Source organism: Pseudoteredinibacter isoporae (assembly GCF_011602085.1).
GTDB classification, from domain to species: Bacteria; Pseudomonadota; Gammaproteobacteria; order Pseudomonadales; family Cellvibrionaceae; genus Pseudoteredinibacter; species Pseudoteredinibacter isoporae.
The window spans coordinates 1634604-1660342 of sequence record NZ_JAAONY010000001.1; the positions used below are offsets into that span (position 1 = coordinate 1634604).

Below are 25739 nucleotides of genomic sequence, written 5' to 3' on the forward strand. Positions count from 1 at the left end.
TAACATATATAAGCGACTGATAGAATTGATTGTCTGGTTTTTATGTGGGCGGAAGTAATGGTCGGGGAGGGGGCTCGAAGAGGTGAACAATCTGTTGGGGAGAAATGGTGGGCCCTCGCGGACTTGAACCGCGGACCTATCGATTATGAGTCGAGTGCTCTAACCAGCTGAGCTAAGGGCCCTGATGTGATGAAAGTCATCAAACAGGCGAGGGATTATAATCGCCTCGCCTGTATTTCGCTAGATCTCTAACGCTTTTTTTCTCGTGCTTTCAAGGGCTTAGCCAGCTGGGTATACGTAGCTGGATTGCAAGCCGAGTGGGAAGCCTAGGCCCCAGTAGATGAGCAGGAATATGGTCCAGGCAATGATGATGGCCACAGAGTAGGGCAGCATCAGGGACAGCAGGGTGCCAATACCTGTGCTCTTCACATAGCGTTGGCAGTAGACCACGACGAGCGGGAAGTAAGGCATCAGTGGGGTGATGATGTTACTGGAGGAATCGCCCACTCGGTAAGCGGCCTGGGTCAGGTCCGGGGAGATGCCGATCTGCATCAGCATGGGAACCAGGATGGGGCCGATCAATGCCCATTTGGCGGATGAAGAGCCGACGAAGAGGTTTACAAACGCTGTCAGGAAGACGATGCCGGCCATGGTTACCATGCTGGGCAAGGCCAGGGTTTTCAGTACTTCGGCGCCGTTAACGGCCAGCAATGCACCCAGGTTGGATTTACCAAACGCATCGATAAACAGGGCGCAGAAAAACGCCATCACCACGTAATACGACATGCCTTCCATGCCTTTGCTCATGGCGCCGATGACGTCTTTGCTGTTTTTGAAGGTGCCAGCGATGTAGCCATAAACGGTGCCGGGAATCACAAACAGAAGGAAAATCAGTGGCACGATCGAGCGCATAATCGGTGCGCTGAAAGAGGCCAGTTCACCATTGGCGGCGCGCAGGGGGGAGCTTGTTGGCCAGGCGACGGCCACTAAGATGGCGATACCTGCAATCATGGTTACGGTTGCCCAGCGCAGCGCGGAACGTTCTTTATCGCTGAGTTCGCCAAATTTTGGCAGGTCTTCGGTGTCACCATCCACTTTGGTGTTGGCCAGGCGCGGCTCAATCACTTTGTCGGTGAGGTACCAGCCCAACAGGATCACCAGCAGGCTTGAGGCCGAGGTGAAGAAGTAATTGTTGAGTGGGTTGATTTGAATATCCGGGTCTACGATTTGTGCAGCGCTCAGGGTGAAGCTCTGCAACAGTGGATCGATTGCGGAGGGGACAAAGTTGGCGCTGAATCCGCCACTCACACCCGCAAAGGCGGCTGCGATACCGGCGAGAGGGTGTCGGCCCATGGCGCTGAAGATAATGCCCGCCAGTGGAATCACCAATACATAGCCGGCGTCTGTTGCTGTGTGGCTGACAATGGCCACCAAAATGACGGAGGGCGTCAACAGGCTCTTGGGGGTGGCGTCCAGCATGCGCTTGATACCGGCGTTAATAAAGCCGGCGTGTTCGGCAACGGCAACACCCAGCATGGCGACCAGAACCACGCCTAGTGGCGCAAAGCCAGTAAAGATGGTGACCATTCGTGATAGGAAGTCGGCAATCGAAGCGCCGGTGAGCAAGTTATTCACCACAATGGCTTCGCCAGTGCGGGGATCAATGGCATCGAACTGGAAGTTCGACATGATCGCTGAGAGGGTCCAAACAATAATTAAGCTGATTAAGAAGATGATGGCGGGATCGGGGAGTTTGTTACCGATTACTTCCACCTTGTCGAGTAGGCGGCTCAGGCGGGTGGATTCCGCAGTGGCCGTTGTGGTCTCGCTCATAAAAAAGTCCTGTGCTTAGAATGATGGGGAGCCTCTTTATATATCCCCTTTTTATACGTCTCTTGTGAAGACGTTGCGACAGAGCGATTATGTCACTATGTGTCAGGAGCGAAAACCGTTAAAGGTGGAAGTTTGCCAAACTGCAGGCACAAAAAAGGCGGCCAAGGCCGCCTTTTTGCTCTGCTTGCTCGATTATTCGTCGAGGAAGCTGCGCAGGTGATCGGAACGAGACGGGTGACGCAGTTTGCGCAGTGCCTTCGCCTCAATCTGACGAATACGCTCACGGGTAACGTCGAACTGCTTGCCCACTTCTTCCAGAGTGTGGTCGGTGTTCATGTCGATACCAAAACGCATACGCAAAACCTTGGACTCACGAGCGGTTAGGCCGCCCAGTACGTCGCGGGTTGCCTCTGTCAGGCCTTCACCGGTCGCCGACTCCACTGGAGAGGTGATGGTGTGGTCTTCAATAAAGTCGCCCAGATGTGAATCTTCATCGTCACCGATTGGGGTTTCCATGGAGATGGGCTCTTTGGCGATTTTCAGGACCTTACGAATCTTGTCTTCCGGCATGTCCATACGTTCGCCCAGCTCTTCCGGTGTTGGCTCGCGGCCCATTTCCTGAAGCATCTGGCGTGATACACGGTTGAGCTTATTGATGGTCTCAATCATGTGCACCGGGATACGAATGGTGCGAGCCTGGTCGGCAATCGAGCGGGTAATCGCCTGACGAATCCACCAGGTGGCGTAAGTCGAGAACTTGTAACCGCGGCGATATTCAAATTTGTCGACCGCTTTCATCAAGCCGATGTTGCCTTCCTGAATCAGGTCGAGGAATTGCAAACCACGGTTGGTGTACTTCTTGGCGATGGAGATCACCAGACGCAAGTTAGCTTCCACCATTTCTTTCTTGGCGCGACGGGCGCGAGCTTCACCGATCGACATGCGACGGTTGATCTCTTTGATGTCGGCCAGGGCCAGATTGCTGTTCTCTTCAATTTGCTGCAGCTTGCGCTGGGCACGTTGAATGTCTGGCAGGAAGCGCTTCAGCGCTTCTGAGTAATCGCGTTTCTTCTTGATGACTTCTGGAATCCAGTCATCGTTGATCTCGTTGCCAGGGAATTCCTTGATAAAGGTTTTGCGTGGCATTTTAGCCTTGCGCACAACGCGATCCATGATCAGGCGCTCTTGCTGGCGAACCTGATTCAGAGTGTCGCGAATGTCGTTGTACAGGGGATCAAACTGACGAGGTGGCAGTTTGAAGAATTTGAAAATTTCACCCAGAGCGGCTTGTTCTTTTGCGGCCTGCTTGCTGTCAGGACCGTGCTTTTCAAGTGCTTTCAGGGTTTTCTTCAGCTGAGTTTCCAGTTTGCCAAAGCGCTCTTTGGCTTCTTCTGGATCGATGCCGCTGTTGTTGTCATCTTCATCATCGTCGTCATCGTCGGAATTTCCGGCCATGGCTTCGGCGGCCTGAGCTTGAGCCAGAGCAGACGGTACATCGTCGGCGGGGTCCAGCCAGCCGGAAATTACGTCGGGCAGGCGACGTTCTTCTTTGTCGATCAGCTTGTATTCGTTGATCAGGTTTTGAACCGAACCGGGCCAGTAAGACATGGCTTGCATCAGCTCGCGAACACCTTCTTCGATGCGTTTGGCGATTGAGATTTCGCCTTCACGGGTAAGCAGTTCTACGGTACCCATTTCGCGCATATACATACGCACTGGGTCGGTGGTGCGGCCGGCTTCGGTTTCTACCGCAGCCAGGGCGGCGGCCGCTTCAGCGGCGGCGATTTCGTCGGCAGAGGAATCACCATCGGTCATCAAGATTTCATCGGCATCCGGTGCAGTTTCATACACCTTGATGCCCATGTCGTTGATCATCTGGATGATGTCTTCAACCTGATCTGGGTCAGAAATGTCCTCGGGAAGGTGATCATTAACCTCGGCGTAGGTAAGGTAGCCTTGCTCCTTACCGCGGGCAATGAGTTCCTTGATGCGGGACTGTTGCTGTTGCGCGTTATCGCTCATTCGTGACCTATAAAATATGCTGGCGAAGTAAACAAGAGATTATAGCCCATAAATAGGGGCTTATTCTAGAAAATCAAGCCTGATCAGTGCTTTTATTTACTCCTGTTATGCTTGATTGGCAGGAGTCTTCAATGGCCTTGCTGGATGAGTTGGCGAAACAGGGTTTTCTCCTCGGTACTAAGCTCGTTAAAGGCCTTGCTTTTCAGCTCTTTGAGCTTGTTTTGGCGCGATTCTCGTTGCTGCTGCTGGAGCAGTTTGTCCTCGCAGGCTTTGAGCTCGGCGTTATCGTCAAAGTTCCCCTCGCGCATGGCGGCTGAGAGCACGGAAGTGCTTTGCTCGGCGATATCCTTGAGCTTCTGCCACTCCTGTTGGCCATAGCTCGCCAACCAGTGGCCAGTGAGTTGGTGGATGTTGAAGTGGGGCCGGCTTTGCAGGCAGCGGCCCAGGCGCAGCAAAAGCTGGCTGTCCGGGTCTTTAAAGTGGCTGAACAGCTCAATATCGTCCAGTTCCTTGGCCAATTCTGGCCGGCTCATCAACAAGCCAATCAGCAGCTTTTGAGGACTGAGTTTGTTGTCCTGATTCGTTCCCCGGTTTGGCGGTATATCGTTGCTGGTCAGGACATTGCTGGTTCGAGGGCCCCTTGAGTCGGGCGCCGATGATTCGTTATAGCCTTCGATAGGGCCTGTATAAGCGCCGTCGATGTTCTCTTCAACCTGTTGTTCTGCCAGGGCTTCATAGGCTTGCCATGGATTGTCGCCATCGGGCGGCAGTTGTTCTGGGAAGTCCCTGGATGGCGCTTCTTGAGGTTCTTCAGCGCTTACTTCGTCGCTCGGTACTTTGCTCTCGTTGGGCAGTGCTGGCAGAGGTTGGTCGATCAGTTCGAGCAGAGTGTCCAGGCTGAGTTCTGTGCGCTTGGCCAGGTGCTTGAACATCAGCTCCCGATATACCCCCTTGGGCAGCAGGTTCAGCATGGGGGCAGCGCGTTTGCTCAGCTGGGCTTTGCCGCCCATGGTGCTGGCGTCGATATCTTCGCAAAGGCTGTCGAACAAAAAGTCTTCCAGTGGGCTGGCGGTTTCTTCGATACGCTGCAGGAATTTGTCTTTGCCAAACTGCCGAACGTAGCTGTCCGGGTCTTGTCCGTCTTCCAGAAATAAAAATTTGATCTGCAAGCCATCGGTCATGACGGGCAGGGAATTGCTCAGGGCGCGCTTGGCAGCATTGCGGCCGGCGTTGTCGCCGTCGAAGCAAAAAATAATTTCCTGGGTGTGTTTGAAGGCCAGGCGCAAATGGGCTTCACCGCAGGCTGTGCCTAAAGTGGCGACCGCGTAATTAATATCAAACTGTGCGAGTGCGACGACGTCCATATAGCCTTCCACGACCAGCAGGCGCGGAATTTGTGAGTTCGCCTGGCGCGCTTCCCAAAGTCCATAAAGCTCTTCGCCCTTATGAAACACCGGGGTTTCCGGAGAGTTCAGATACTTGGGTTTTTCATCGCCCAGGACGCGCCCGCCGAAACCGATGACCCGGCCCCTGCGATCGCGAATCGGGAACATGATGCGCTCGCGAAAACGGTCGTAGTAGCTGTTTTTGTTTTGATTGTGGATCAGCATGCCGGCTTCTTCGAGGCGCTTGCAGGTCGACGGATCCTTGGCCAGTTCCTGTTTCAGATTGTCCCAGCCGGCAGGCACATAGCCGATGCCAAAGCGTTTGCAAATTTCACCGCTTAGTCCTCGTGATTTGAGGTAGTTAACCGCCTGGGTTTTGCTGTTGTGCTGGCGCAATTGCAGCTGGTAATAACTGTCGGCTTTTTCCAGCAGGCTGAGGATTTCCTGGCGCTGTTTTTCCCGGGCTTTTTGTGCGGGAGAGGTGTTTTGTTTTTCTTTGGGCACCTCGACGCCGGCCAGCTTGGCGAGCTCGTCAACGGCATTGGGAAAGTCCAGATGCTCGTACTCCATGATAAAGCCGAGTGCATTGCCGGAGGCGCCGCAGCCAAAGCAGTAGTAGAACTGCTTGTCGGGGCTGACGGTAAAGCTGGGGGTTTTTTCTTCGTGGAACGGGCAGCAGGCGCTGTAGTTTTTGCCGGTCTTTTTCAGTTTTACACGATGATCAACCACATCGACAATGTCGATGCGGTCGAGAAGATCATCAAGAAAACTCTGGGGTATGCGGCCGCTCATGGGCTTAGTTTAACGAGCCGTTGAATGGGGCACAATTGGGGCTTGCACGCCCTCAGGACAACTTGGCTTTTACCAGTTGGCTAACGGCACCCATATCGCCACGTCCCTGAATCTGCGGCTTCACGAGGGCCATGACTTTGCCCATATCACGCGCGGATTCGGCGCCGCTGTTCTGGATGGCCTCATCGATGATTGCGGATACTTCGTCCTCGCTCAGTGCGGCGGGTAGAAATTCCTGGATGATGGCGCTTTCGGATTCTTCCTGCTCAGCCAGATCGATACGGTCGGCGTCGCGGAATTGTTGGGCGGAGTCTTTGCGTTGCTTGAGCATCTTGTCGAGTACGACCAGTACGCGGGCGTCGTCCAGTTCGATACGCTCATCCACTTCGATGCGTTTGAATTCCGCTTGTACCATGCGCAATACGCCCAGTCTGGCTTTTTCTTTTGCTCGCATGGCGTCTTTTACAGCGGTGGCAATGGTCTTTTTCAGCTCAGACATGATTTTTCCTTATGTGCACAGTGAATAGGGGATGTAGAAACCCTTGTTAAATTGCGAAGGGCCAAACGCGCAAGCCCAGCTCGAGGCTGGGCTTAGATACACTCACTCAAGCGAACTTGAGTTGGTCTGCGCTAACCTGTAACCAGGCTAGAAACTTAGTACAGACGCTGAAACTTGCGAGATTCGCGCTGAACCTTTTTGGCGTGACGCTTAACAGCGGCAGCAGCCTTACGCTTACGAACACTGGTTGGCTTCTCGTAGAATTCACGACGACGTACTTCGGCCAGTACACCGGCTTTTTCACAAGAGCGCTTGAAGCGACGCAGAGCGATATCAAATGGTTCGTTTTCTTTCAGCTTAACAGCAGGCATTGTTGATTGTACCTTTCCAATTTTTAATTTCGTGTATCTGTTATGTGGTGCTTTGTTTCGTCTGTAGGCCGCATCGCGCGGGGCAAACACAGGATTCACACCATTCCAAGGGGCGCAAATTCTATACAGTCTTGGCTGCCCGCGCAAGCTTTTGTCTCAGCAAGGGCTTGCGAAAGGGCAAATATACGCAATATCTTGGGGTGCAAGCCGTTTTGGGGCCGCATTTCTCTGGTAAGCCCGGCTCAAGCTGTTATCATGCCGGGCTTTTGTTTATCCCGCTGAAAAGGCCGTATTCATGCGTGTTTTAGGTATCGAGACCTCCTGTGACGAGACGGGTGTCGCCGTCTACGATAGCCAGCAGGGGCTTTTGGCTCACAGCTTGTATTCTCAGGTGGAATTGCACTCTGAATACGGCGGTGTGGTGCCTGAGCTGGCGTCCCGGGATCACGTGCGCAAACTGCTGCCACTGATTGATGAAGTTATGGCCGCAGCCGGTACGCAAAGCCAGGATATTGACGGGATTGCTTATACCTCAGGGCCAGGATTAATTGGGGCCTTGATGGTGGGAGCCTGTGCGGGGCGCTCACTGGCGTATGCCTGGGGGTGCAAGGCCTTGGGTGTGCACCATATGGAAGGCCACTTATTGGCCCCTATGCTGGAAGCCAATCCGCCTGCTTTTCCCTTTGTGGCGCTGCTGGTTTCCGGTGGTCATACCCAACTGGTGAGAGTCGATGGCATTGGTCGCTACCGCATGCTGGGGGAGTCTCTGGACGATGCCGCTGGTGAAGCCTTCGACAAGGCGGCCAAAATGCTGGATCTGGACTACCCTGGAGGCCCTCAAATCGCCAAACTGGCGGAGCAGGGTGAACCGGGACGTTTCCGTTTTCCGCGTCCGATGACGGATCGTCCCGGTTTGGATTTCAGCTTCAGTGGTTTGAAAACCTTTACCCTGAATACGGTTGCCGAGCACAAGCTCGAAAGCGGTTTGCCGGATGATCAATGTTGCGCGGATATCGCCTACGCTTTTGAAGATGCGGTGGTGGCCACATTAGTGATCAAATGTCGTCGCGCTCTTGAGCAGGAAGGTTTAAAAACGCTGGTGATTGCCGGCGGTGTTTCGGCGAATAAACGCCTGCGAGCCGAACTGGAAAGCAAGTTGGCCAAGATCGATGCCGGGGTGTATTACGCTCGACATGAATTTTGTACCGACAACGGCGCAATGATCGCCTACGCCGGTTGCCAGCGTTTGCTTGCCGGCCAGGAGCAGGAACTGGCTCTGAAAGTTCAGCCGCGATGGGATTTGGAAAGCCTGCCTGATATTTCAGCTGATGGTCCTTCCTGATTGTGTTAGTTGAACGCGCGCGATAGAAAACCTGACAGAGAATGTGGCAGCAAACGTAACAGAGAGTGCTATGGATATCGTTTTTATCGAAGGTTTATGTGTTGATGCGACCATTGGGGTGTTTGATTGGGAGCGCAAAATCAAGCAGCGCTTAAGCTTCGATCTGGAAATGGCCTGGGATATTCGTCCGGCGGCCAACACCGATGATTTGCAGCATGCTCTGGATTACAAGGCGGTGTCAGATCGCATTGTGGAGCATGTCTCAACCACCCAATACGAATTGATTGAATCATTGGCCGAGGAGCTGAGTGACTTGTTGTTAAAGGAATTCAAGATCTCCTGGTTGCGGATGAAGCTGAGTAAGCCGGGCGCGGTACGCGCGGCGAAAAACGTGGGTTTGTTGATAGAGCGCGGCCAGCGCGGAGATCGTTAATGGCGAGAGTATTTTTAAGTTTAGGGAGCAATGAAGACAGGGAATTTCATATCACGTCTTGTCTGGATGCCTTAAACCGCCATTTCAGAATTCTGGCGTTGTCGTCGGTTTATGAAAGTGAAGCCGTGGGGTTTTCTGGCGAGCCGTTTTACAACATGGTTGTGGAAATCGAAACCGAGCTGGATTTGGCGGCCCTCAATGACAGCTTGAAAAAGATTGAAGACGAAAATGGCCGTCGTCGCGATGTGCCACGTTTCAGTGGTCGTACGCTCGATGTTGATATTCTCTTGTACGATGATGTTGTCGGGAACGTGGCGGGTATTGAGCTGCCTCGTGAAGAAATTACCCAGAATGCCTTTGTCTTGCTTCCGCTGGCCGAAATCGCTGCAGAAGACATTCACCCCACTTGTCAGCAGAGTTATGCCGCTATGTGGCAAGCCTATGATAAGGGGCAAAAACTCTGGCCGATTGATTTCAATTGGCAGGGAAAAGCCATCTCTAAAGCGCAGTGAACGTGTTCGCTTGTGCCAGTTTTCAATCCCTATTCTTTACCGGTTACCGTTCGTAAAAACTGCTGATAATGTTTGGCGGTTTTTTTCGGGCGTTCCAGCATGGGAAGGTGGCCAGTATCTTCCATAATGATGGTGGTGGATTCTGGTAAACCTTGCTCAAACACTTGTGCCGAAGACACATCAATAATGCGATCGCTATCTCCCCAGATCACCAAACTGGGGGTATGAATTTGCCCCAGCTTATCATCCAGTTCATAGGGCTGCTTTGTTAGATCCCTGGCGACTTTCTCATTGAAGTCTTTTTGCTCGAGGGCTTTTTGGGCGACGTAATTTTTGGCGATCTGTGGCATGGCAGGTGGGTGGTTAAACGCCAGAGCAAAGAGCCGATCCAGATCTTCACTGCTTTCCAATAGCAAAATATTGCGACCTTCTGCCCAGGCTTTACTGCGTGGGCTCAGCTCAGGTTCTTTTACGCCAGCGCTGTTCAATAAGCCCAAGCTCAATACTTTGTCTGGGTGTTCCAGGCTGTAGGCTGCTGACAACATGCCGCCCATGGAATTTCCCAGCAGGTGGAAGCGGGGTAATTTCAGTGCATCCACAAAGGCTTGTAAGCGTTCAACCTGACTGTTGATGTCGTAGCTTTGCTCGGTGAGTCGACTGCTGTCGCCAAAGCCGGGCAGGTCGGGAATCAGAACACGGTAGCGATCACTGAACTGGGCGGCAAAGCGGACCCAATTGTCTTTATTTGCGGCATAACCATGCAGCATCAAAAGAACCGGTGCGTTTTCAGGACCGCCAGTAAGGTAATGAATGTCGTGATCAGCGACAGTGATCTGTTTTAATTCAAGGCCAGCCTGTTTTCGTTCGTGGCTGATGCCCGCTTCGACGAGAGTCGACGGGCTGAGAAAATAGAGGGCAGAGTATGTGGCAATCGCCAGGGCAATGAGGCCCACTAAAAAATAGAGCAGCGCGCGCATGTTGGAATCCAACTTGTTCTTTTAGGTGATTCTTGCTGTTTTCGCGTTAATCGCCATAAAGGCGCGCAAATAATAACCTGAAAAAACGCGTAGAACTACCGCTATGGCTGGTTTTTTGGCGTCACTGGCTCAGTTAAATCGAAAGTGTGATTTAGTTTTGAGCGCCATAATGATGGGCTATGTCACTTTACATGTGCAGGCTTCGACCGCCATCGATGGCCAGTACCTGCCCCGTAGTATAGGGAGCCTGTTCTGCCAGATACCAGGCGGCCTGACAAATTGGGGCTTCGCCACCACAGCGTTGCAGTGGAATTTTGGCGAGTACAGTGGAATTTTCTTCGCCACCTTCCGGCCAAAGTATCGCGCCCGGAGCAATGCCGTTGACGCGAATATCCGGGGCCAGTTCCATCGCCAGGCTCTTGGTGAGCATCACGTTCGCGGCTTTGGCCATATTGTAGATGCTGTGTCCGGCCATGGGTTTTTCGGCGTGAATGTCCGCAAAGTTGATGATCGCTCCCTGGCGTTCAGCCAGGCTTGGTGCCAGAGCCTGACTCAGGAACAGAGGTGCTTTGGCATTGCTGCCCATCAAATCGTCCCAGTGCTGTTCATTACAGTCAGTAATGGGGGTGGGATAAAAGCTGCTGGCATTGTTGATCAGCAAATCCACTCGCCCCCATTGGCGGGTAGCAGTGTCCGCCAGTTGGCGTACGTCATTGAGCTGGTTTAAATCGGCCTGAATGCTGAAACAGCTGTCCGGTGTTTTCCGATTCAATTCGTTCGCGAGGGCTTCAGCGGCGTCGCTGGAGGTGCCGTAGTGGAGCAGAATGCGATAGCCGCCTTCGTGAAAGCGGCGGCACAGAGCGGCGCCGATACGCTTGGCACCTCCGGTAATAAGGGCAACAGGAGCTTCACTCACGCGGGTTTTCCTTTTTCTTTGCGATAGTGTTCAAGGGCGTTGATACGCTGTTGTTCCAATTGTACGCCGATATCGGCACCGCTGTAGCCCTGGGCAATAATCTCTTTGGCGTTAATTCGACAGGCAATCTCAAAGGCGGCTTTCAGATAGTCTGTTTGTGGGTAGGGCTGCTCTTCAAAACCTGTTCGGCCTCGACTATCGGCAAGGCTGCCGAGTAAAAAATCGTCCAGTGCCTGAGGATTGCGGTAGGCATCCAGTTGTTTGAATAATTTTGCCAGAGTGGCACCGCGCAGCTCCATGGCACGATGGCTCAGGGTGTGGAATTCGGCGAGGTGCAGGGCGCATCGCAAAAAAGCTTTGGGAATTCGCAGGCGTTCGCAGAGTGTTCGAATCAAGGGCAGGCTGCGTTGTTCATGGCCGTGATGCCGAGGAAGAATGTCGGCGGGCGTTTTGGCTTTGCCCAGATCGTGCAGCACGGCTGCCAGACGGATTCTCGGTTCCTCGCTGAGTTTACAGGCCTGCTCCAGAACCATCAGGCTGTGTAAACCAGTGTCGATTTCCGGGTGATACTCTGCGCGCTGGGGAACGCCGAATAAGTCATCGAGTTCAGGCATCAGAACATGCAGTGCGCCGCAACCGCGCAGGCATTCAAAGTAAGCGCTCGGGCTGCGTTCGCCCAGTGCCCGTTCGGTTTCTTTCCATACCCGCTCGGGCACTAGATGCTCGACTTCGCCCGCAGCAACCATGTTTTTCATGAGTTGTTGGGTTTCCGGGGCAATGGTGAATCCCAAATGGGTGTAGCGGGAGACAAAACGTGCGATTCGTAAAATACGCAACGGGTCTTCTGCGAATGCATCGGAAACATGGCGAAGGATGCGGTTGTTGAGGTCTTCCAGGCCACCGTAAGGGTCGATAAATTTACCGTCCGCACTTTTGGCGATGGCGTTGATGGTTAGGTCTCGTCGACTCAGATCATCTTCCAGGCTGACATTTTCTGTGTTGACGCTAAAACCGCCATAGCCGTGGCCGGTTTTTCGTTCGGTGCGTGCCAGTGCGTATTCTTCTTTGCTGTCAGGGTGCAGAAAAACCGGGAAGTCTTTGCCGACTTGCTGATAACCTTCGGCAATCATATTTTCCAGGTCTTGCTCGGTGGCTCCTACAATTACCCAGTCCCGTTCATGAAAGGGGTAATTCATTAGCTCATCGCGTACCGCGCCGCCGACTAAATAGCATTCCATAAATTTCGTGCTTGACCTTGATCGAATCTTGTTCGACACTGTAAAGGATTTACTTATTGGCGGCCAGTGTAATCACATGAGAACGGGCGGCCAAGTTTCTTTACCAGCAGTCTCTTTGAACCGAAGAACTGTAAAACATTATTTTGGATATCCCTGTGAACCATATGTTTGCCACCATTATTGTGCGAAAGGCGGTGAGTCCCTCAGTCTACCTGTGGGCGAAACTGTGTGCCGTGCGTGGCAAAGGGCGATCCAATTAATTCATTGATGTGATTTAAAAGGGCCGCCAGTAGAGCGGCCTTTTTTATGCCTCTCTTCGCCGCCCATTTGGGAGTGTATTGTGAAAATACCCATTGTTTTTGCTTTGGTGGTGTTGCTTTGGGGAAGCACGCCGCTCGGTATTCGTTTAAGTAACGAGAGTTTCAGTTTTACGGCAGCCGTGATGTTGCGCATGGGCATTGCCTTGCCGCTGGCGATGGCCGTGTTGTGGTGGCAGGGCAAACCGTTGGTGCAGGATCGCTCTGACTGGAAAGTCTATGGTGCGGCAGCGATGGGCATATTCCCGGCATTGCCTCTGGTGTATTGGGCTGCGCAATATATTTCCAGCGGTTTGATCTCGGTGTTGTTTGGTTTAACGCCGTTTATCACCGGTTTGATGACCTTGTTGATTTTGCGTACCAATCCTTTTGATTGGCAGAAGGTATTGGGGCTGATTCTGGCGTTGCTGGGTTTGGTGATTATTTTTCAAGGGCAGTTGCAGTTCGGCCCTTCCGCAATCAAAGGTATTGTCGCGGTGTTGATGTCGTCCACCATTTTCGCTTTGAGCAGTGTTTGCCTGCAGCGTTTTGCATCAAACATTGAACCCATGCGACAAACGGCCGGCGCTCTTTTGTTATCGTTCCCGGCGTTATTTTTGGTGTGGTTGTTTACCGACGGCACTCTCGCCCAGGATATCAGCTGGCGCTCCGGAGGTGCTGTAGTGTATCTGGCGGTCTGTGGTTCTTTGCTGGGTTTTCCAGCTTACTTTTATTTGCTGAAGCATATGAGTGCAGCCACGATTTCCTTGAACACCCTGATGACTCCGGCAGTGGCTTTAATGTTGGGCGCACTGATTCTGGATGAATCACTGGAAGCCAGTTTGCTGATCGGTGCGGGAACGATTTTGCTGAGCCTGGCGTTTTATCAGGGCCTGCTCGGGCGCTTGCTGCGAAAACTGATGTCGCCGATGTTATCAACTAAGTAAGTGCTGATTGTCCTGCCTCCATTTCAATGGGCAGGCTGACGATAAATTGGGTGCCTCGCCCCGGCTGGCTTTGCATAGTGATCAAACCGCCGTGTCCCGAGGCAATGTTATAACAAATGGAAAGCCCGAGGCCGGTTCCTGTACCCACTGGCTTGGTGGTGAAAAAGGGATCGAAAATTCGATTGGCAATATTTTCATCGATCCCCTTTCCATCGTCCGTAATACAAATGTCCACACTGGGCTGATTGTTGTTCAGGGATTGACGACTCAAACTGGTGGTAATTGTGATCTGCCCGTGCCCGTCAATGGCTTGCTCCGCGTTCACTAATAAGTTAATAAAAATCTGACTGATTTGAGAGCCGATGCAATACACCTTTGGCAGATCACGTTGATAACGTTTTTGCAATTCAACTTTGTATTTCAATTGATTGCTGACAATGCTCAGGCTGCTTTCCAGCAGGTCGTGAATATTGTGGTGTAACCATTCCTGTTGTTCCGGGTGGGAATACCCTTTCAGGTTGGTGACAATCTGCTTGATTTGTTTGGTGCCGGTCAGGGTGTCACGAATAATCTGACCGATGTCTTCTTGCAAGTACTCCATGTCCAGGCGTTGGTAGAGTTCATCAAATTGTTTTTTGATGTCTTCATTAGCTGCTTCTTTGGCGATCTCTTTGCTGGACTCCAGATACTGTTGAAAATCCTGCAAATAATCACTCAAAGTCATCAGGTTGGAATGAATGTAGCCGACAGGATTATTAATCTCGTGGGCAACGCCTGCGGCGAGTTGACCGAGTGAGGCCATTTTATCGGCGTGAATTAATTGTTTTTGCGCCTGTTCCAATCGGTAGCTGGTGCTGGTCAGCTCTTTGGTTCGGCGGATGACCAATTGTTCCAAATGAATTTCTCGACTGCGCAAGGCCAAATGGGTTTTGACGCGGGCAATTAATTCATCGCTGTGATAGGGCGTGGTGACATAGTCGGCAGCGCCGCCTTTCAAAACCTGGCTAATGACGGCCGGATCTTTATCGGCAGACACGACAATGACCGTTGGCGGATTGTCGAGATCCAACTTGGATATCAGTTGAAGCAGATCAAAACCGGATATGCCGGGCATATTCAAATCGAGCAACAGCAAATCAACCACACGACTTTTCAGAATGTTCAGACACTGCTGGCCATCCGACGCTTCGTGCAGCTGATTGTACTCCTGGCTGAGAATGCTGCGTAACAGTTGTCGGCTGACAGGATTGTCGTCCACAAAGAGAATTGAATTGCTCATGCTGATTAGGCAGCTTCCTGATGCTTGCTGAGATAACAATTAGAGTAGCACGGCTGCGCGAAACTTAGGAATATCGACGAATTGAAAGCAAGAAAAGAGATGCTGGAGAAGAAGAGGGAAAAAAGCGCCCCCAATTACAGCTAGGGGGCTAAGGGTCTTAGGGTGTTCGGTTGATCATGGTGCGGGCCCTGAGTTGTCTTGATCATTGAATTGAATCAAGAAGCATAGGGAATCAATGTGCACCATATCGTGACTTATCTATTATCGGTCTAAGGTGTCACACCTGTCAAACATGACATTTAGTACATTTTGGTATCGATTTCACAAAAAATAGTATAAAAAGTCATTTCAGAGTGTTGTCAAATTGGACTAATTTCAAAGGTATGTCGTTTTTTTGTCTAAAAACATTGTGTTTTGGCAATAAAATGCAACACTTTATTGAATTCTTTTCGATCAGGAATTAAGAGTGACGAAATATGGATAAAACCCGGGTACTCACCACAGGGGAAGCGGCAAAGTATTGCGGGGTGAATTTTAGAACCGTCATTCGCTGGATTGAACGTGGCCGGTTGGAAGCTTATAAATTACCGGGCCGCGGTGATCATCGCATACGCCTTGAAGACTTTATCCACTTTCTGAAAAGCAACGATATGCCCGTTCCGGAAGAACTTTGTCCGGAAGTCTCGTCGAGCAAAGTTTTGGTGGTGGAAGATCAGCTGGAAATGGCATCGGCCATGCGCCGGGTGTTGCGTCGGGCAGGTTATGAGGTTGAAGTGGCTGCGGATGGTTTTGCAGCCGGTTTGATGTTGGCTCAGTGTCAACCGGCTGTGATGACTTTGGATATTAAAATGCCAGGCATGGACGGTTACGAAGTACTGAAAACGATGCGTGAGCAAGCGGTTTATAAAAACGTAAAAGTTCTGGTGGTTTCTGCTGAAACGCCGGCTGGTATGCAAAAGGCGTTGGAATTTGGTGCCAATGATGTGCTGTCCAAACCGTTTGATAACGATGAGCTGCTGGATAAAGTTGCCACGCTGATGGGCACCGTATCAGAGGCGCGTACGGCGACTGCCTGAATGATTTCCTGCCTGTGTATTCCGCCCCTTCCGGTCAATTTATTGATGGATATTAGCCGGTAGGGTTTCTATGCCATAATGCGCGCTTATTGTAGTTTTGGGGGCAAATGTGGATATCCTGGTAACTGGCGGTGCGGGCTATATTGGCAGTCATACCGTTATCGAATTGGTGGCAGCGGGTTTTAATCCGGTCGTTGCCGACAATCTCAGTAACAGTAAAGTAGAATCTCTACGTCGGGTGGCGGAACTTTGCGGCCGGGAGATAACTTTTTATCAGGCTGACATTCGAGATAAAACCAAGTTCGCTGATATTTTCAGCAAACATGATTTTGCAGCCGTTATTCACTTTGCCGGTTTAAAAGCGGTTGGCGAATCCTGCGAGCAGCCCCTGAATTATTATCAAACCAATGTGGCTGGCACCATGAGTTTGCTCGAGTTAATGGCCGAGAAGCGGGTGCACAATTTTATTTTCAGCTCCTCGGCTACGGTGTATGGCGACCCTGATGGGGTGCCTATTCCCGAGTCGGCGGAAACACGCACGACCAATCCCTACGGCGCCAGCAAATTGATGGTTGAGAATATCTGCCGGGATTTATGTCGTGCGCCAGAGAATCCTTTCAAAATCTCCCTGTTACGCTACTTCAATCCGATTGGCGCTCATCCCTCGGGGCGGATTGGTGAAGATCCTAATGGTATTCCCAATAATTTATTGCCGTATATTTCCCAGGTGGCGGTGGGCAAATTGCCTCGGTTGCAGGTGTTTGGCAATGACTACCCCACGGTGGATGGCACTGGGGTACGGGATTATATTCATGTACTCGATCTGGCCAAAGGGCATGTGGCTGCACTGCAATATCTGCTGAAGAAAGAGGCGGATTGCTATACCTTTAATCTGGGTACCGGGCAGGGCTACTCGGTATTGGAAGTGGTGAAGGCGTTTGAGCAAGCCAGCGGCAAAGCCGTCCCTTATGATGTTGTCCCCCGTCGGGCGGGTGATATTGCAGCCTGTTACGCCGATGCGAATTTGGCGAAACAGGAATTAGCCTGGCAGGCTGAACATCCCATTGAACGCATGGTCAGTGATGCCTGGCGTTGGCAATCAAGTAATCCTAATGGCTATGAATAGCCTTTTCGTTGTAAGAAATTAGTCGTAATTCTGCCACCTGCTTGTCAACAAACCGCAAACAATCTGACACAGCCCCGGCGCACACTGGCGCTATCAACGATTTGCTGAGATGCATGCGCCGGGGTGGTGTCGATGAAGATTACAGTATTTGGTAGCGGTTATGTGGGCTTGGTGAGCAGTGCTTGTTTGTCCCAGGCGGGGCATGAGGTGTTGTGCATAGATATCGATCAAGCGCGTGTCGCTGATCTTTCCAGAGGCATCAATCCCATTTATGAACCCGGTTTGGATGAACTGCTGAAGAGTGGCTTGGCCGATGGCAGTTTGAAATTTACCCATCACACACAAGATGCAGTTGAGCATGGCGAAGTGTTATTCATCGCGGTCGGCACGCCGCCCGATGAAGACGGTTCCGCTGACGTTCGTCACGTTATTAACGTTGCCCGAAGCATCGGTCGACACCTGCGTAAAGACAGCATTATCGTCAATAAATCTACCGTACCGGTGGGCACCGCTGAACAGGTGCAGTCGGCCATTTGCGAAGAGCTGGCCTTCAGGGATATTCGCTTGGAATTCGATGTAGTATCCAATCCCGAGTTTCTGAAAGAAGGCGCTGCCATTGAAGATTTTATGAAACCGGACCGCATTGTCATTGGTACGCATAAGGAAAGCAGTGCTGAGCTTATGCGTCGCCTCTACAGCGCGTTTAACCGCAACCATGATCGCGTCATGGTCATGGCGACACGTTCCGCTGAACTCACCAAATACGCGGCCAATGCCATGCTGGCCACCAAAATCAGTTTTATGAATGAGATGGCCAATATCGCCGAGCGCGTTGGTGCCGATATTGAACAGGTGCGTCAGGGAATCGGTTCAGATCCTCGTATCGGCTACCATTTTATTTATCCCGGTTGCGGTTACGGTGGCTCCTGTTTCCCAAAGGATGTGAAAGCGTTGGCGGCTACAGCGCAACAATATGGACAAAGCTCGAGTTTGTTAAACGCGGTTGAAACAATTAATCAAAACCAGAAGCAATGGATGTTTCAACGCTTAAATGAGCATTTTTCAGGTGAACTTGCCGGTAAGACCATTGCTTTGTGGGGTTTGGCGTTTAAGCCGCGCACCGATGATATGCGAGAAGCGCCTGCACTGGATTTAATGTCCGCTCTGTTTGAGGCCGGGGCCAGGGTACAGGCATATGACCCTCAAGCGATGGACGAGTGCCAGCGCATATGGGGTGAGCGTGATGATTTGTTATTGTCAGGCACGAAAGAAATGGCCTTAAAAAATGCCGATGCCTTGGTGATTTGTACCGAGTGGAAAAATTTTTGGTCGCCCAACTTTTCACAGCTGAAAAACCTCTTGAACGATGCTCTGATTATTGATGGCCGAAATCTTTATGATCCGGGTGCTATGGCCGAAGAAGGTTTTCACTACTATTCGGTGGGGCGCCCAAGTTTTGAGCCACAACGGATTGCTCCGGTGCTGTCGGTGGCGAGTTAGATTGGCTTGTTGAGCGTTCAGTCGCAGGCGCAGCTATACAGTGTCTGATCTTCCAGGCACATAATGGTCAGGCTGCCGCCCCACACGCAGCCGGTATCCAGAGCGAACACATTTTCAGCATCAGCGTGGCCCTGCAAGGCCGCCCAATGACCGAAGATGATGCGATCATTACTGGCTTTGCGTTGTTTGATTTTGTACCAGGGTCCAAAACCTTTCGGGGCTGCATCGGGGCCGGATTTTGCCTGGAATTCCAGCTGACCATCATTGTCGCAAAAACGCATGCGGGTAAAATAATTGGTGATGATACGCAGGCGGTCATGGCCTTTCAGATTCTTGTGCCACACCCTTGGTTCGCTGCCAAACATGTTCAGCAGAAAGTCCTGATAACGTTCTTCGTCCTGTAAGACATCTTCCACTTCGGCAGACCGGCGCAGGGCTTTTTTTATGGACCATTGCGGCGGAATGCCAGCATGTACCATGGTATATGCCAGAGCTTCATCGTGATGAACCAGTTTTTGTTGGCGCAGCCAATGGCAGAGTTCTTCGCAATCCGAGGCGCGGATAATTTCTTCCACAGTGTCGCCGTCTCGCATCGGCTGAAAGCCTTCCGCAACGGCAAGAAAGCTCAGGTCGTGATTGCCCAGTACCACCACGGCAGCATCGCCCAGGCTGCGAATAAAACGCAGTGTTTCCAGAGATTGCGGGCCGCGATTAATCAGGTCCCCTGCAACCCAAAGTTTATCCACCTTGGGATCAAAGCCGATTTGTTCAAGTAGATGCAACAGGGGTTCGAGACAACCCTGAATATCTCCAACGGCATAAGTGGCCATAGTTGCCTCAGTGCAAAGCGTTAGGAGGTATTAAGGCGAAGGTGTCGATGGCGGCTTCAAACTGCGAGCCGTCATCGCGCTTCATGGTGTAACTGCCTTCCATGGTGCCGGTGGGGGTTTCGATAATTACACCGCTGCTGTAACTGAAAGACTCGCCGGGCTCCAGACGAGGTTGTTCGCCCACCACGCCCAGGCCACGAACTTCCTGAAGCTGTTCGTTTTCATCGACAATTTTCCAATGGCGGCTGATTAACTGTGCAGCTTGCTGGCCATTATTGGTAATGCGAATGGTGTAGGCGTAGACATAGCGAGGTTCTTCCGGCTTGGATTGTTCCTCGATGTATTGGGGCTTGGTTTGGATATCGATGTCGGTCATGGTCTTAAATTTTTACACCCAGTTCCAGTAACTCGTCGCTCAGGGCCACAAATTCGGCAACGCTGAGGTTTTCTGCTCGTACGCTGATGTCGGTATTCAGCGCATCCAGTTGTTCGGCACTGGCCAGTTGCTTCAAGCCGTTGCGCAGGGTTTTTCGACGTTGCTGAAAGGCCACGTTAACTACCCGCTCCAGTAATTTCACATTCCTGGCTGGGTGGGGCAGTTCCTGATACGGTTTCAGTCGCACAATGGCGGAATCGACTTTGGGTTTTGGCTGGAAACATTCCGGTGGCACCAAAAATAAATTCTCCACCTGGCAATAGTACTGCACCATGATACCCAGTCGACCATAGGATTTTTGTCCCGGTACGGCTGCCATGCGTTCAACCACTTCTTTTTGCAGCATAAAGTGCATGTCTTTCACTGTGCCGTGATAACTCAGCAAATGAAAAATTAATGGGGTGGAAATGTTGTAGGGCAGGTTGCCGACAATTCTGAGGGCTTGTTGTCCATCGTCAGTCAGGCTGGAAAAATCAAACTTCAGGGCATCGGCCTGATGGATTTTAAAATCCTTGTATTTGGCAAATTGGGCCAGAAGAATTGGAATCAAATCTCGATCCAGCTCTACCACATTGAGTTTGGGGCAGACTTCCAGCAACAGTTCGGTGATGGCGCCCTTACCCGGCCCGATTTCAACAATATTGTCGTCGGTCTTGGGGGCAATGGAGCTGACAATTCTTTGAATAATACCCGGATCGCTCAGAAAGTTCTGACCAAAGCGCTTACGGGCTTTATGGGAAAATGAATCCACGTTGTTCTCGCGTTATTTGGAGTTACACTCTTGCCTGACTCATTTGGCAAGCATAGTCGATAGCGGTCGCCAGACTGCCGATGTCGGCCTGGCCAGTGGCGGCCAAATCCAGGGCGGTACCGTGATCGACTGAAGTGCGAATAATCGGTAGGCCCAGGGTAATGTTAGCGGCGCGCCCAAAACCCTTGAATTTTAACACAGGCAGGCCCTGGTCGTGATACATGGCAAGTACGGCGTCAGCCTCGTCCAGATATTTTGGAGTGAAGAGAGTATCGGCGGGCAGCGGGCCGATCAGCTCGGCGTCTTTAGGGTCAAAGCTCGCCATGACGGGCTCGATGACATCAATTTCTTCTCGTCCCATATGACCGCCTTCTCCGGCGTGGGGGTTCAGGCCACAAATCAAAATTCTGGGCTTGGCAATACCAAAATCAGTGTTTAGATCCTGAATCAAAATGCTCAGAACTCGACTCAAACTGTCCTTCTGGATAGCCTGTGCGACGTCTTTTAACGGCAGGTGTGTGGTCGCCAGCGCGACGCGCAAACCTTCGGTGGCGAGCATCATCACAACTTTGTCGACCGAGCAGCGATCTTGCAGATATTCGGTATGGCCGCTAAAGGGAATGCCCGCGTCATTGATAACGCCTTTGTGCACCGGACCGGTAACCATGGCGGCAAAATCCCCATTGCGACAGCCATCGATGGCACTGTCCAGGCAGGCCAGCACGTAGGGGGCGTTTTGCTTGTTCAGTACACCGGCCTGGGTGGAATGGCAGTCATGGGGCAGATAAAAAAGCTGGCCAGCCTGATTGGCTTCCGGCGCTGAGGTTGGGTCAAAAGGGATTAAGGTAAGGGGCAGGCCCAGAGCGTTTGCTCTGTCTTTCAGAAGCTCCGGGCAGGCAATGGCAATCAACTGTTGGTGCTGGGCTTGCTGAATGTATTCCAGCAAAAGATCCGGGCCGATGCCCGCAGGCTCGCCCGGAGTGATTGCAATGCGTTTGATCATGGTGGGCGATTAGTTGCCTGCGATCTTGTTCAGCTTGATTTCCACATAAGCTTCGTCGCGAATTTCCTGCAGCCAGTTCGGCAGCTCTTCTTCAAAACGACGCTTGCCAATAATGTTGGCGGCCTGGTTGCGAATAACCGTATCGGTGAAATCCTGTTGACGACGCTCATCCACCTTCAGAATATGCCAGCCAAATTGGCTGCGGAAGGGTTCGGAGATCTGACCAATGTCGGTCGCTTTCATGGTTGCTTCAAATTCCGGCACGAACTGTCCGGGTGTTGACCAACCTAGATCACCACCGCTTAGCATAGAGCCGATATCTTCCGAGTGGTTTTTGGCCAGCTCGGCAAAATCCGCACCGCCTTGCAGCTCTTCGCGAATATGGGAGATTTTTTCGAATGCTTCTTTGTCGCTCAAAATCGTAGAAGGCTTCACCAGAATGTGGCGAACCTTAGACTGTTCAACAATGGTCTCTTCGCCGCCACGCTGATCGTAGAGCTTCAAAATGTGGAAACCGGCATCACTGCGAATGGGTTCGCTGACATCGCCCTTGCTCATGCTGGGCACGGCTTCGGCGAGCAGGCTGGGCAGTTGGGAGGTTTTACGCCAGCCCAGGTCGCCGCCTTGCAGGGCCATCTGGCCATTTGAATTGGCGATGGCCAACTCCCGGAAATTGGCACCGTTGCTCAGCTGTTCGTAGAGGTCGCTGGCTTTGGCTTTGGCGTCATCGACGGTTTCTTCGTCGGCACCCGCGCTCAGGCTGATCAGGATGTGTCCCAGTTGATAATCAGGAGATACCCAGAATTTGCCTTCCTGGGATTCCAGGAAATTATCGATTTCCTGGTCGCTGACGTGGATGCGGCGATTCACGCTGCCTTTCTGAACACGGTTAATAACCATTTCGCGGCGCAGGCGTTCTTTGAATTGCGCCATGCTCATGCCGTCGCTCCACAGTTGTTGTTGGAACTGCTCCATGGACAAGCCACCACCGGCCGCCATGCGAGAGATTGCCTGACTGATTTCCTGTTCGCTGATTTCAACACCGGCACGCTGGCCCATTTGCAGCTGCAAACGCTCACGGATCAAATGTTCAAGCACCTGGTCGCGTAATACACCTTCTGGAGGCAGCTCGGTATTCTGAGCTTGCAAGCGCTTGCTGATCAGCGCCAATTGCTGCTGCAGCTCGCTGGCCATAACCACATCGTTATCGACAATCGCGACGACTTTATCCAGAGCGATGGTTTGGGCGACGGTGCTCAGGCTCAAACTTAAACCGAGACCCGCAATCAGTGATTTTATGGTTTTATTACTGTTCATACTGTTAATTTCCAAACATGTCTTCGCGTTGCTGGTAGCCGTAAATCGCGTCTTTCAGGATGCTGCTCAAGCGTTTGCCTGTTCCGCCCAAGCCTTTGAGTTGGATTTCAAAGAATATCCCGCTGTCTTCCTGCACCTGCTGGTCAACCAGGGTGCCCTGGGTCGCCAGGAAGTTGTCAATCCAGCGGCGGCCAACCAGACGAATGCGGTAGCAGCAGCTGTTATATTCGAACCCGGCAAGGGTCTCAAGTTCCCGGCTATTGGTAACGTCATAGTTGGCGCGGGCGATCAGGCTCCAGCTGTCGAATACCGGCAGGATAAAGGAAACATCGGCTTGCTCGATATCGTTGTCGAGCAGTTCATTGGTGATGCCGTTGTTGTTGAAGTCGGTATTGTCCAGCTGACCGAAGTTGCGATCATAGCGGTAGCTCAGGTTAAAGATACGAGCATCTTCATCCATGTAGCGCAGATAAACATTACCGCGCTCCAGGCGATCGTCGTACTGGCGCCAGGTCAGGTCGACACCGTAGCGCAACTTCTGGGACAGACTGCCGCTTAATAGGAAGGCGTATTCGGATTGATTACCGATTTGCTTTTCCAGTCGATCCAATTGACGGCGGGCCTGAATGCGCTCGGAAATATTGCTCGAAGACAGTTGTGCCGTCAGTTCCTGACGCAGGGTTTCGGCATTGCTCAGATCACCAAACTCGCCCGTCAGTGAAACCTGGCGGTCTTCAAAGTAGAAAATCTGGCCAAGGCTTACGCGCAACCACTCTTCACCGCTGCGCTGATTGATAAAGCGCGAGGTCAGACCCACGGAAAGCTGATTGGCATCATCGATTCTGTCAGCACCGGCGAACCGGCTGGTGCGGAACAGCTGACTGTAGCCGACGGTAACATCCGAGGTGTCGAAATCAATGTCGGCGCCGCCGGGTGTCAGATTGTAGAAGTCACTCTGGTCGGCGTGATCGCTGTAGAAATAAAATAGGCGCGGTTCAAACGTCTGCTTGTAGTTTTTGCCAAACAGATTACCCAAGCGCTCGAAGTAAATAGTGCTGTCGATGCTGGCCATGCCGGCGGCGGCGTTCGGGCTGTCGTTGGCTGTGTCGAGCAGGTTAATACTGTCCAGCTTGTAGGACAGGGCGCGGGCACCAATCATTGGGCGAAAATAACCCCAGGCCCATTGCTTGTCCCAGTTCAGGCGGTAATCCAGGCGAGCACGGTCACCCACAATGCGGTTGGCATTACGGTCTTTGTCGCGGTGATCAAACTGGGTGTATTCGTTCAGCAATTCTGCACTGAAATCGCCCCATTGGTAGTTGCCCATGGCGCGCACGGTGGGGAGTTGCTTGTAGGGTGAGGCCAGACCATTAACGATGGTCTGGAATTTCTCGGCTTTGATGGAGACATCCCAGTTATCCAGTCGGTAACCGGCTAACGCCAGCTGACGCAGATCACTGATGCTGTTCAGTGACAGACTGGCAGTATCCAAATCGCGCAGATAATCGCGATCACTTACCTGGGTGTAATCAATTTTCGAGTACCAGGATTCGCCACGGCCTTTTTGGTCGACACCGACCAACCAGCGGTCTTCATCCAGATAAGGGCTTGCTTGTCCCGGGCTGATCAGGCCTTCATTCACCAGACGCTGATTGTCTTTATCGTTACCACCTTCATCTTTGGCCAGGTAGGCAAAGTTGGCGTCGGTTTTGAAGTAGCGGTTCAGGTGGCGGAATTCGGTTTCCAGCATAAAGCCGCGATCATTAATGTAACGCGGCGTGAGGGTCATGTCGTAATTGGGTGCCAAGTTTAAATAGTACGGCACGGTCAGATCGATACCACCGCTGTCGCTGGAGCTGATCGATGGGAAGAGCAATCCGGATTTACGCTTGTCGCCCACCGGGAATTGCAGATACGGAGTGTAGAACACCGGAATGCCTTTGACGCGCAATACGATATCGCGCGCGGTGCCTACTTCGGTTTTCGGGTCGATATGTACGCTTCGGCCCTGCAGCAACCAGGATGGATCTTCAGGCTCACACTGGGAATAGCTGGCTTCGGTCATTTCCAGGGTTTTGTCGCCCAGGCGGGTAATCTGGGTTGCACTGCCATGAATGCCTTGCTGGTGCAGCACGTACTGTGCGTTGTTCACATGAGCCACACCGCTGTCCATGTCCATATCCATGGAGTCGCCCTTGATCAGTACTCCGGGCTCGCGCAGGCGGATATTGCCATCCAGTTCGGCGGTGCTGGTGCCGCGATCCACCATGGCTCGGTCGGCTTCCAGCTGGCGATAGCCCTGGATCATTTTGACATCGCCTTCCAGGGTCGCGCTGGTTTCCTGCATGGCTTCGGTAGAGTCAGCCGAGAGTCTAAGCGGAGCACCATCCGGGTCCAGTTGGGCCTCTTCGTCTTCGCGCATCGGCTCGACAAAAGCACCACAGCAACCCGGGCTCAGGTTTTTGCGCTGCTCTTCAGAAAGTTGTTCTTCTCGCACCCAGTCCAGTGGGTGGTAACTGCGTACGGATTTGGCATCGGCACTGCCGGCCGGACCTTTATTGCCTCCCAGAAAGACATTGCTGCGCTGGGGGCGCTCGTACACTTCGGGGTTTGGCTTGGATTCACAAGCCCATTTACCGTCTTCGGCCTTACAATCCCAGAGTGAGTTGTCATCCTGTGCAACAGCCAATTGGCCGAGGCCAGAGCTGATCAGGGCGATAGCTGCAGCCAGGGCAGATACCCGGCCTGGAGCCTTGCTGGAAGAATGAGGTAAAAGAGCGCGTAGTTGTGGTTGGCGAGGCTTGGCCATGCAATTCGAAACCCAAATTTATCGTGTCTACAAGCGGCCTGCGGGATGG

General features: G+C 52.2%; 22 protein-coding genes and 1 tRNA gene. 7 read left to right on the forward strand and 16 right to left on the reverse strand.

Features of this window, described 5'->3' with window-relative positions:
- Positions 1-105: 105 nt before the first annotated feature.
- The 6 genes from G8768_RS07080 to rpsU form a co-directional block, all read right to left on the reverse strand.
- Positions 106-182: transfer RNA gene (locus G8768_RS07080), tRNA-Ile, on the reverse strand.
- Between the two features lie 97 nt (positions 183-279).
- Complete coding sequence (locus tag G8768_RS07085; RefSeq protein ID WP_166849300.1) at positions 280-1833, reverse strand: AbgT family transporter; 1554 nt, start codon at positions 1831-1833, stop codon at positions 280-282.
- A gap of 192 nt (positions 1834-2025) precedes the next feature.
- Positions 2026-3855 (reverse strand): RNA polymerase sigma factor RpoD, encoded by a 1830-nt coding sequence (gene rpoD, locus G8768_RS07090; RefSeq protein ID WP_166849297.1) that lies wholly within the window; start codon positions 3853-3855, stop codon positions 2026-2028.
- 128 nt (positions 3856-3983) lie between these two features.
- Positions 3984-6032 carry a DNA primase gene (dnaG, locus tag G8768_RS07095; RefSeq protein WP_166849295.1) on the reverse strand — a complete coding sequence of 683 codons (2049 nt, stop codon included), beginning with the start codon at positions 6030-6032 and terminating at the stop codon, positions 3984-3986.
- A 52-nt stretch (positions 6033-6084) separates the two neighbouring features.
- Positions 6085-6534, reverse strand: coding sequence for a GatB/YqeY domain-containing protein (locus G8768_RS07100; protein ID WP_166853317.1), 450 nt, complete (start codon positions 6532-6534; stop codon positions 6085-6087).
- A 152-nt stretch (positions 6535-6686) separates the two neighbouring features.
- Positions 6687-6902, reverse strand: coding sequence for a 30S ribosomal protein S21 (gene rpsU, locus G8768_RS07105; protein ID WP_166849292.1), 216 nt, complete (start codon positions 6900-6902; stop codon positions 6687-6689).
- 295 nt (positions 6903-7197) lie between these two features.
- On the opposite strand from rpsU, the gene tsaD reads away from it, so the two are divergent.
- The 3 genes from tsaD to folK all read left to right on the forward strand — a co-directional run bounded on the left by tsaD (position 7198) and on the right by folK (position 9189).
- Positions 7198-8244 carry a tRNA (adenosine(37)-N6)-threonylcarbamoyltransferase complex transferase subunit TsaD gene (tsaD, locus tag G8768_RS07110; RefSeq protein WP_166849288.1) on the forward strand — a complete coding sequence of 349 codons (1047 nt, stop codon included), beginning with the start codon at positions 7198-7200 and terminating at the stop codon, positions 8242-8244.
- A gap of 70 nt (positions 8245-8314) precedes the next feature.
- Entirely contained in the window at positions 8315-8677 is a 363-nt protein-coding gene (gene folB / locus G8768_RS07115; RefSeq protein ID WP_166849284.1) for a dihydroneopterin aldolase, read from the forward strand.
- Positions 8677-9189, forward strand: coding sequence for a 2-amino-4-hydroxy-6-hydroxymethyldihydropteridine diphosphokinase (gene folK, locus G8768_RS07120; protein ID WP_166849281.1), 513 nt, complete (start codon positions 8677-8679; stop codon positions 9187-9189). Before folB ends, folK begins: the two co-directional genes overlap by 1 nt.
- A gap of 29 nt (positions 9190-9218) precedes the next feature.
- On the opposite strand, the gene G8768_RS07125 is transcribed toward folK, so the two are convergent.
- The 3 genes from G8768_RS07125 to G8768_RS07135 form a co-directional block, all read right to left on the reverse strand.
- Positions 9219-10166: an alpha/beta fold hydrolase gene (locus G8768_RS07125; protein ID WP_166849278.1), complete on the reverse strand. Its 948-nt coding sequence runs from the start codon at positions 10164-10166 to the stop codon at positions 9219-9221.
- Positions 10167-10353: 187 nt separating this feature from the next.
- Positions 10354-11082, reverse strand: coding sequence for a pteridine reductase (locus tag G8768_RS07130; RefSeq protein WP_166849276.1), 729 nt, complete (start codon positions 11080-11082; stop codon positions 10354-10356).
- A complete protein-coding gene (locus G8768_RS07135; protein WP_166849274.1) occupies positions 11079-12320 on the reverse strand; it encodes a multifunctional CCA addition/repair protein in 1242 nt (413 codons plus the stop codon). The genes G8768_RS07130 and G8768_RS07135 overlap by 4 nt, the downstream gene beginning before the upstream one ends.
- Positions 12321-12660: 340 nt before the next feature.
- Between G8768_RS07135 and G8768_RS07140 the strand changes: the two genes are divergently transcribed.
- Complete coding sequence (locus G8768_RS07140; RefSeq protein ID WP_166849272.1) at positions 12661-13563, forward strand: EamA family transporter; 903 nt, start codon at positions 12661-12663, stop codon at positions 13561-13563.
- Here G8768_RS07140 and G8768_RS07145 read toward each other — a convergent pair.
- Entirely contained in the window at positions 13556-14842 is a 1287-nt protein-coding gene (locus G8768_RS07145) for a response regulator (protein ID WP_166849270.1), read from the reverse strand. The two genes, G8768_RS07140 and G8768_RS07145, sit on opposite strands and share 8 nt — an antisense overlap.
- Positions 14843-15318: 476 nt before the next feature.
- On the opposite strand from G8768_RS07145, the gene G8768_RS07150 reads away from it, so the two are divergent.
- The 3 genes from G8768_RS07150 to G8768_RS07160 all read left to right on the forward strand — a co-directional run bounded on the left by G8768_RS07150 (position 15319) and on the right by G8768_RS07160 (position 18544).
- Entirely contained in the window at positions 15319-15918 is a 600-nt protein-coding gene (locus tag G8768_RS07150) for a response regulator (RefSeq protein ID WP_166849268.1), read from the forward strand.
- 109 nt (positions 15919-16027) lie between these two features.
- Positions 16028-17044, forward strand: coding sequence for a UDP-glucose 4-epimerase GalE (gene galE, locus G8768_RS07155; RefSeq protein ID WP_166849266.1), 1017 nt, complete (start codon positions 16028-16030; stop codon positions 17042-17044).
- 132 nt (positions 17045-17176) lie between these two features.
- On the forward strand, positions 17177-18544 hold the full coding sequence (locus G8768_RS07160; RefSeq protein WP_166849263.1) for a UDP-glucose dehydrogenase family protein: 1368 nt from the start codon (positions 17177-17179) through the stop codon (positions 18542-18544).
- Positions 18545-18561: 17 nt separating this feature from the next.
- On the opposite strand, the gene G8768_RS07165 is transcribed toward G8768_RS07160, so the two are convergent.
- Genes G8768_RS07165 through G8768_RS07190 form a run of 6 tightly spaced genes read right to left on the reverse strand, consistent with a single transcriptional unit; the run spans position 18562 to position 25690 of the window.
- A complete protein-coding gene (locus tag G8768_RS07165) occupies positions 18562-19374 on the reverse strand; it encodes a symmetrical bis(5'-nucleosyl)-tetraphosphatase (RefSeq protein WP_166849260.1) in 813 nt (270 codons plus the stop codon).
- Positions 19375-19381: 7 nt separating this feature from the next.
- Positions 19382-19750: a Co2+/Mg2+ efflux protein ApaG gene (apaG, locus tag G8768_RS07170; RefSeq protein ID WP_166849257.1), complete on the reverse strand. Its 369-nt coding sequence runs from the start codon at positions 19748-19750 to the stop codon at positions 19382-19384.
- 4 nt (positions 19751-19754) lie between these two features.
- Positions 19755-20561, reverse strand: coding sequence for a 16S rRNA (adenine(1518)-N(6)/adenine(1519)-N(6))-dimethyltransferase RsmA (rsmA, locus tag G8768_RS07175; RefSeq protein ID WP_166849254.1), 807 nt, complete (start codon positions 20559-20561; stop codon positions 19755-19757).
- Positions 20562-20583: 22 nt separating this feature from the next.
- Positions 20584-21564, reverse strand: a complete 981-nt coding sequence (gene pdxA / locus G8768_RS07180; protein ID WP_166849251.1) for a 4-hydroxythreonine-4-phosphate dehydrogenase PdxA — start codon at positions 21562-21564, stop codon at positions 20584-20586.
- 9 nt (positions 21565-21573) lie between these two features.
- Positions 21574-22881 carry a peptidylprolyl isomerase gene (locus tag G8768_RS07185; RefSeq protein WP_166849247.1) on the reverse strand — a complete coding sequence of 436 codons (1308 nt, stop codon included), beginning with the start codon at positions 22879-22881 and terminating at the stop codon, positions 21574-21576.
- Positions 22882-22885: 4 nt separating this feature from the next.
- Positions 22886-25690, reverse strand: a complete 2805-nt coding sequence (locus tag G8768_RS07190; RefSeq protein ID WP_166849244.1) for an LPS-assembly protein LptD — start codon at positions 25688-25690, stop codon at positions 22886-22888.
- Positions 25691-25739: the final 49 nt, after the last annotated feature.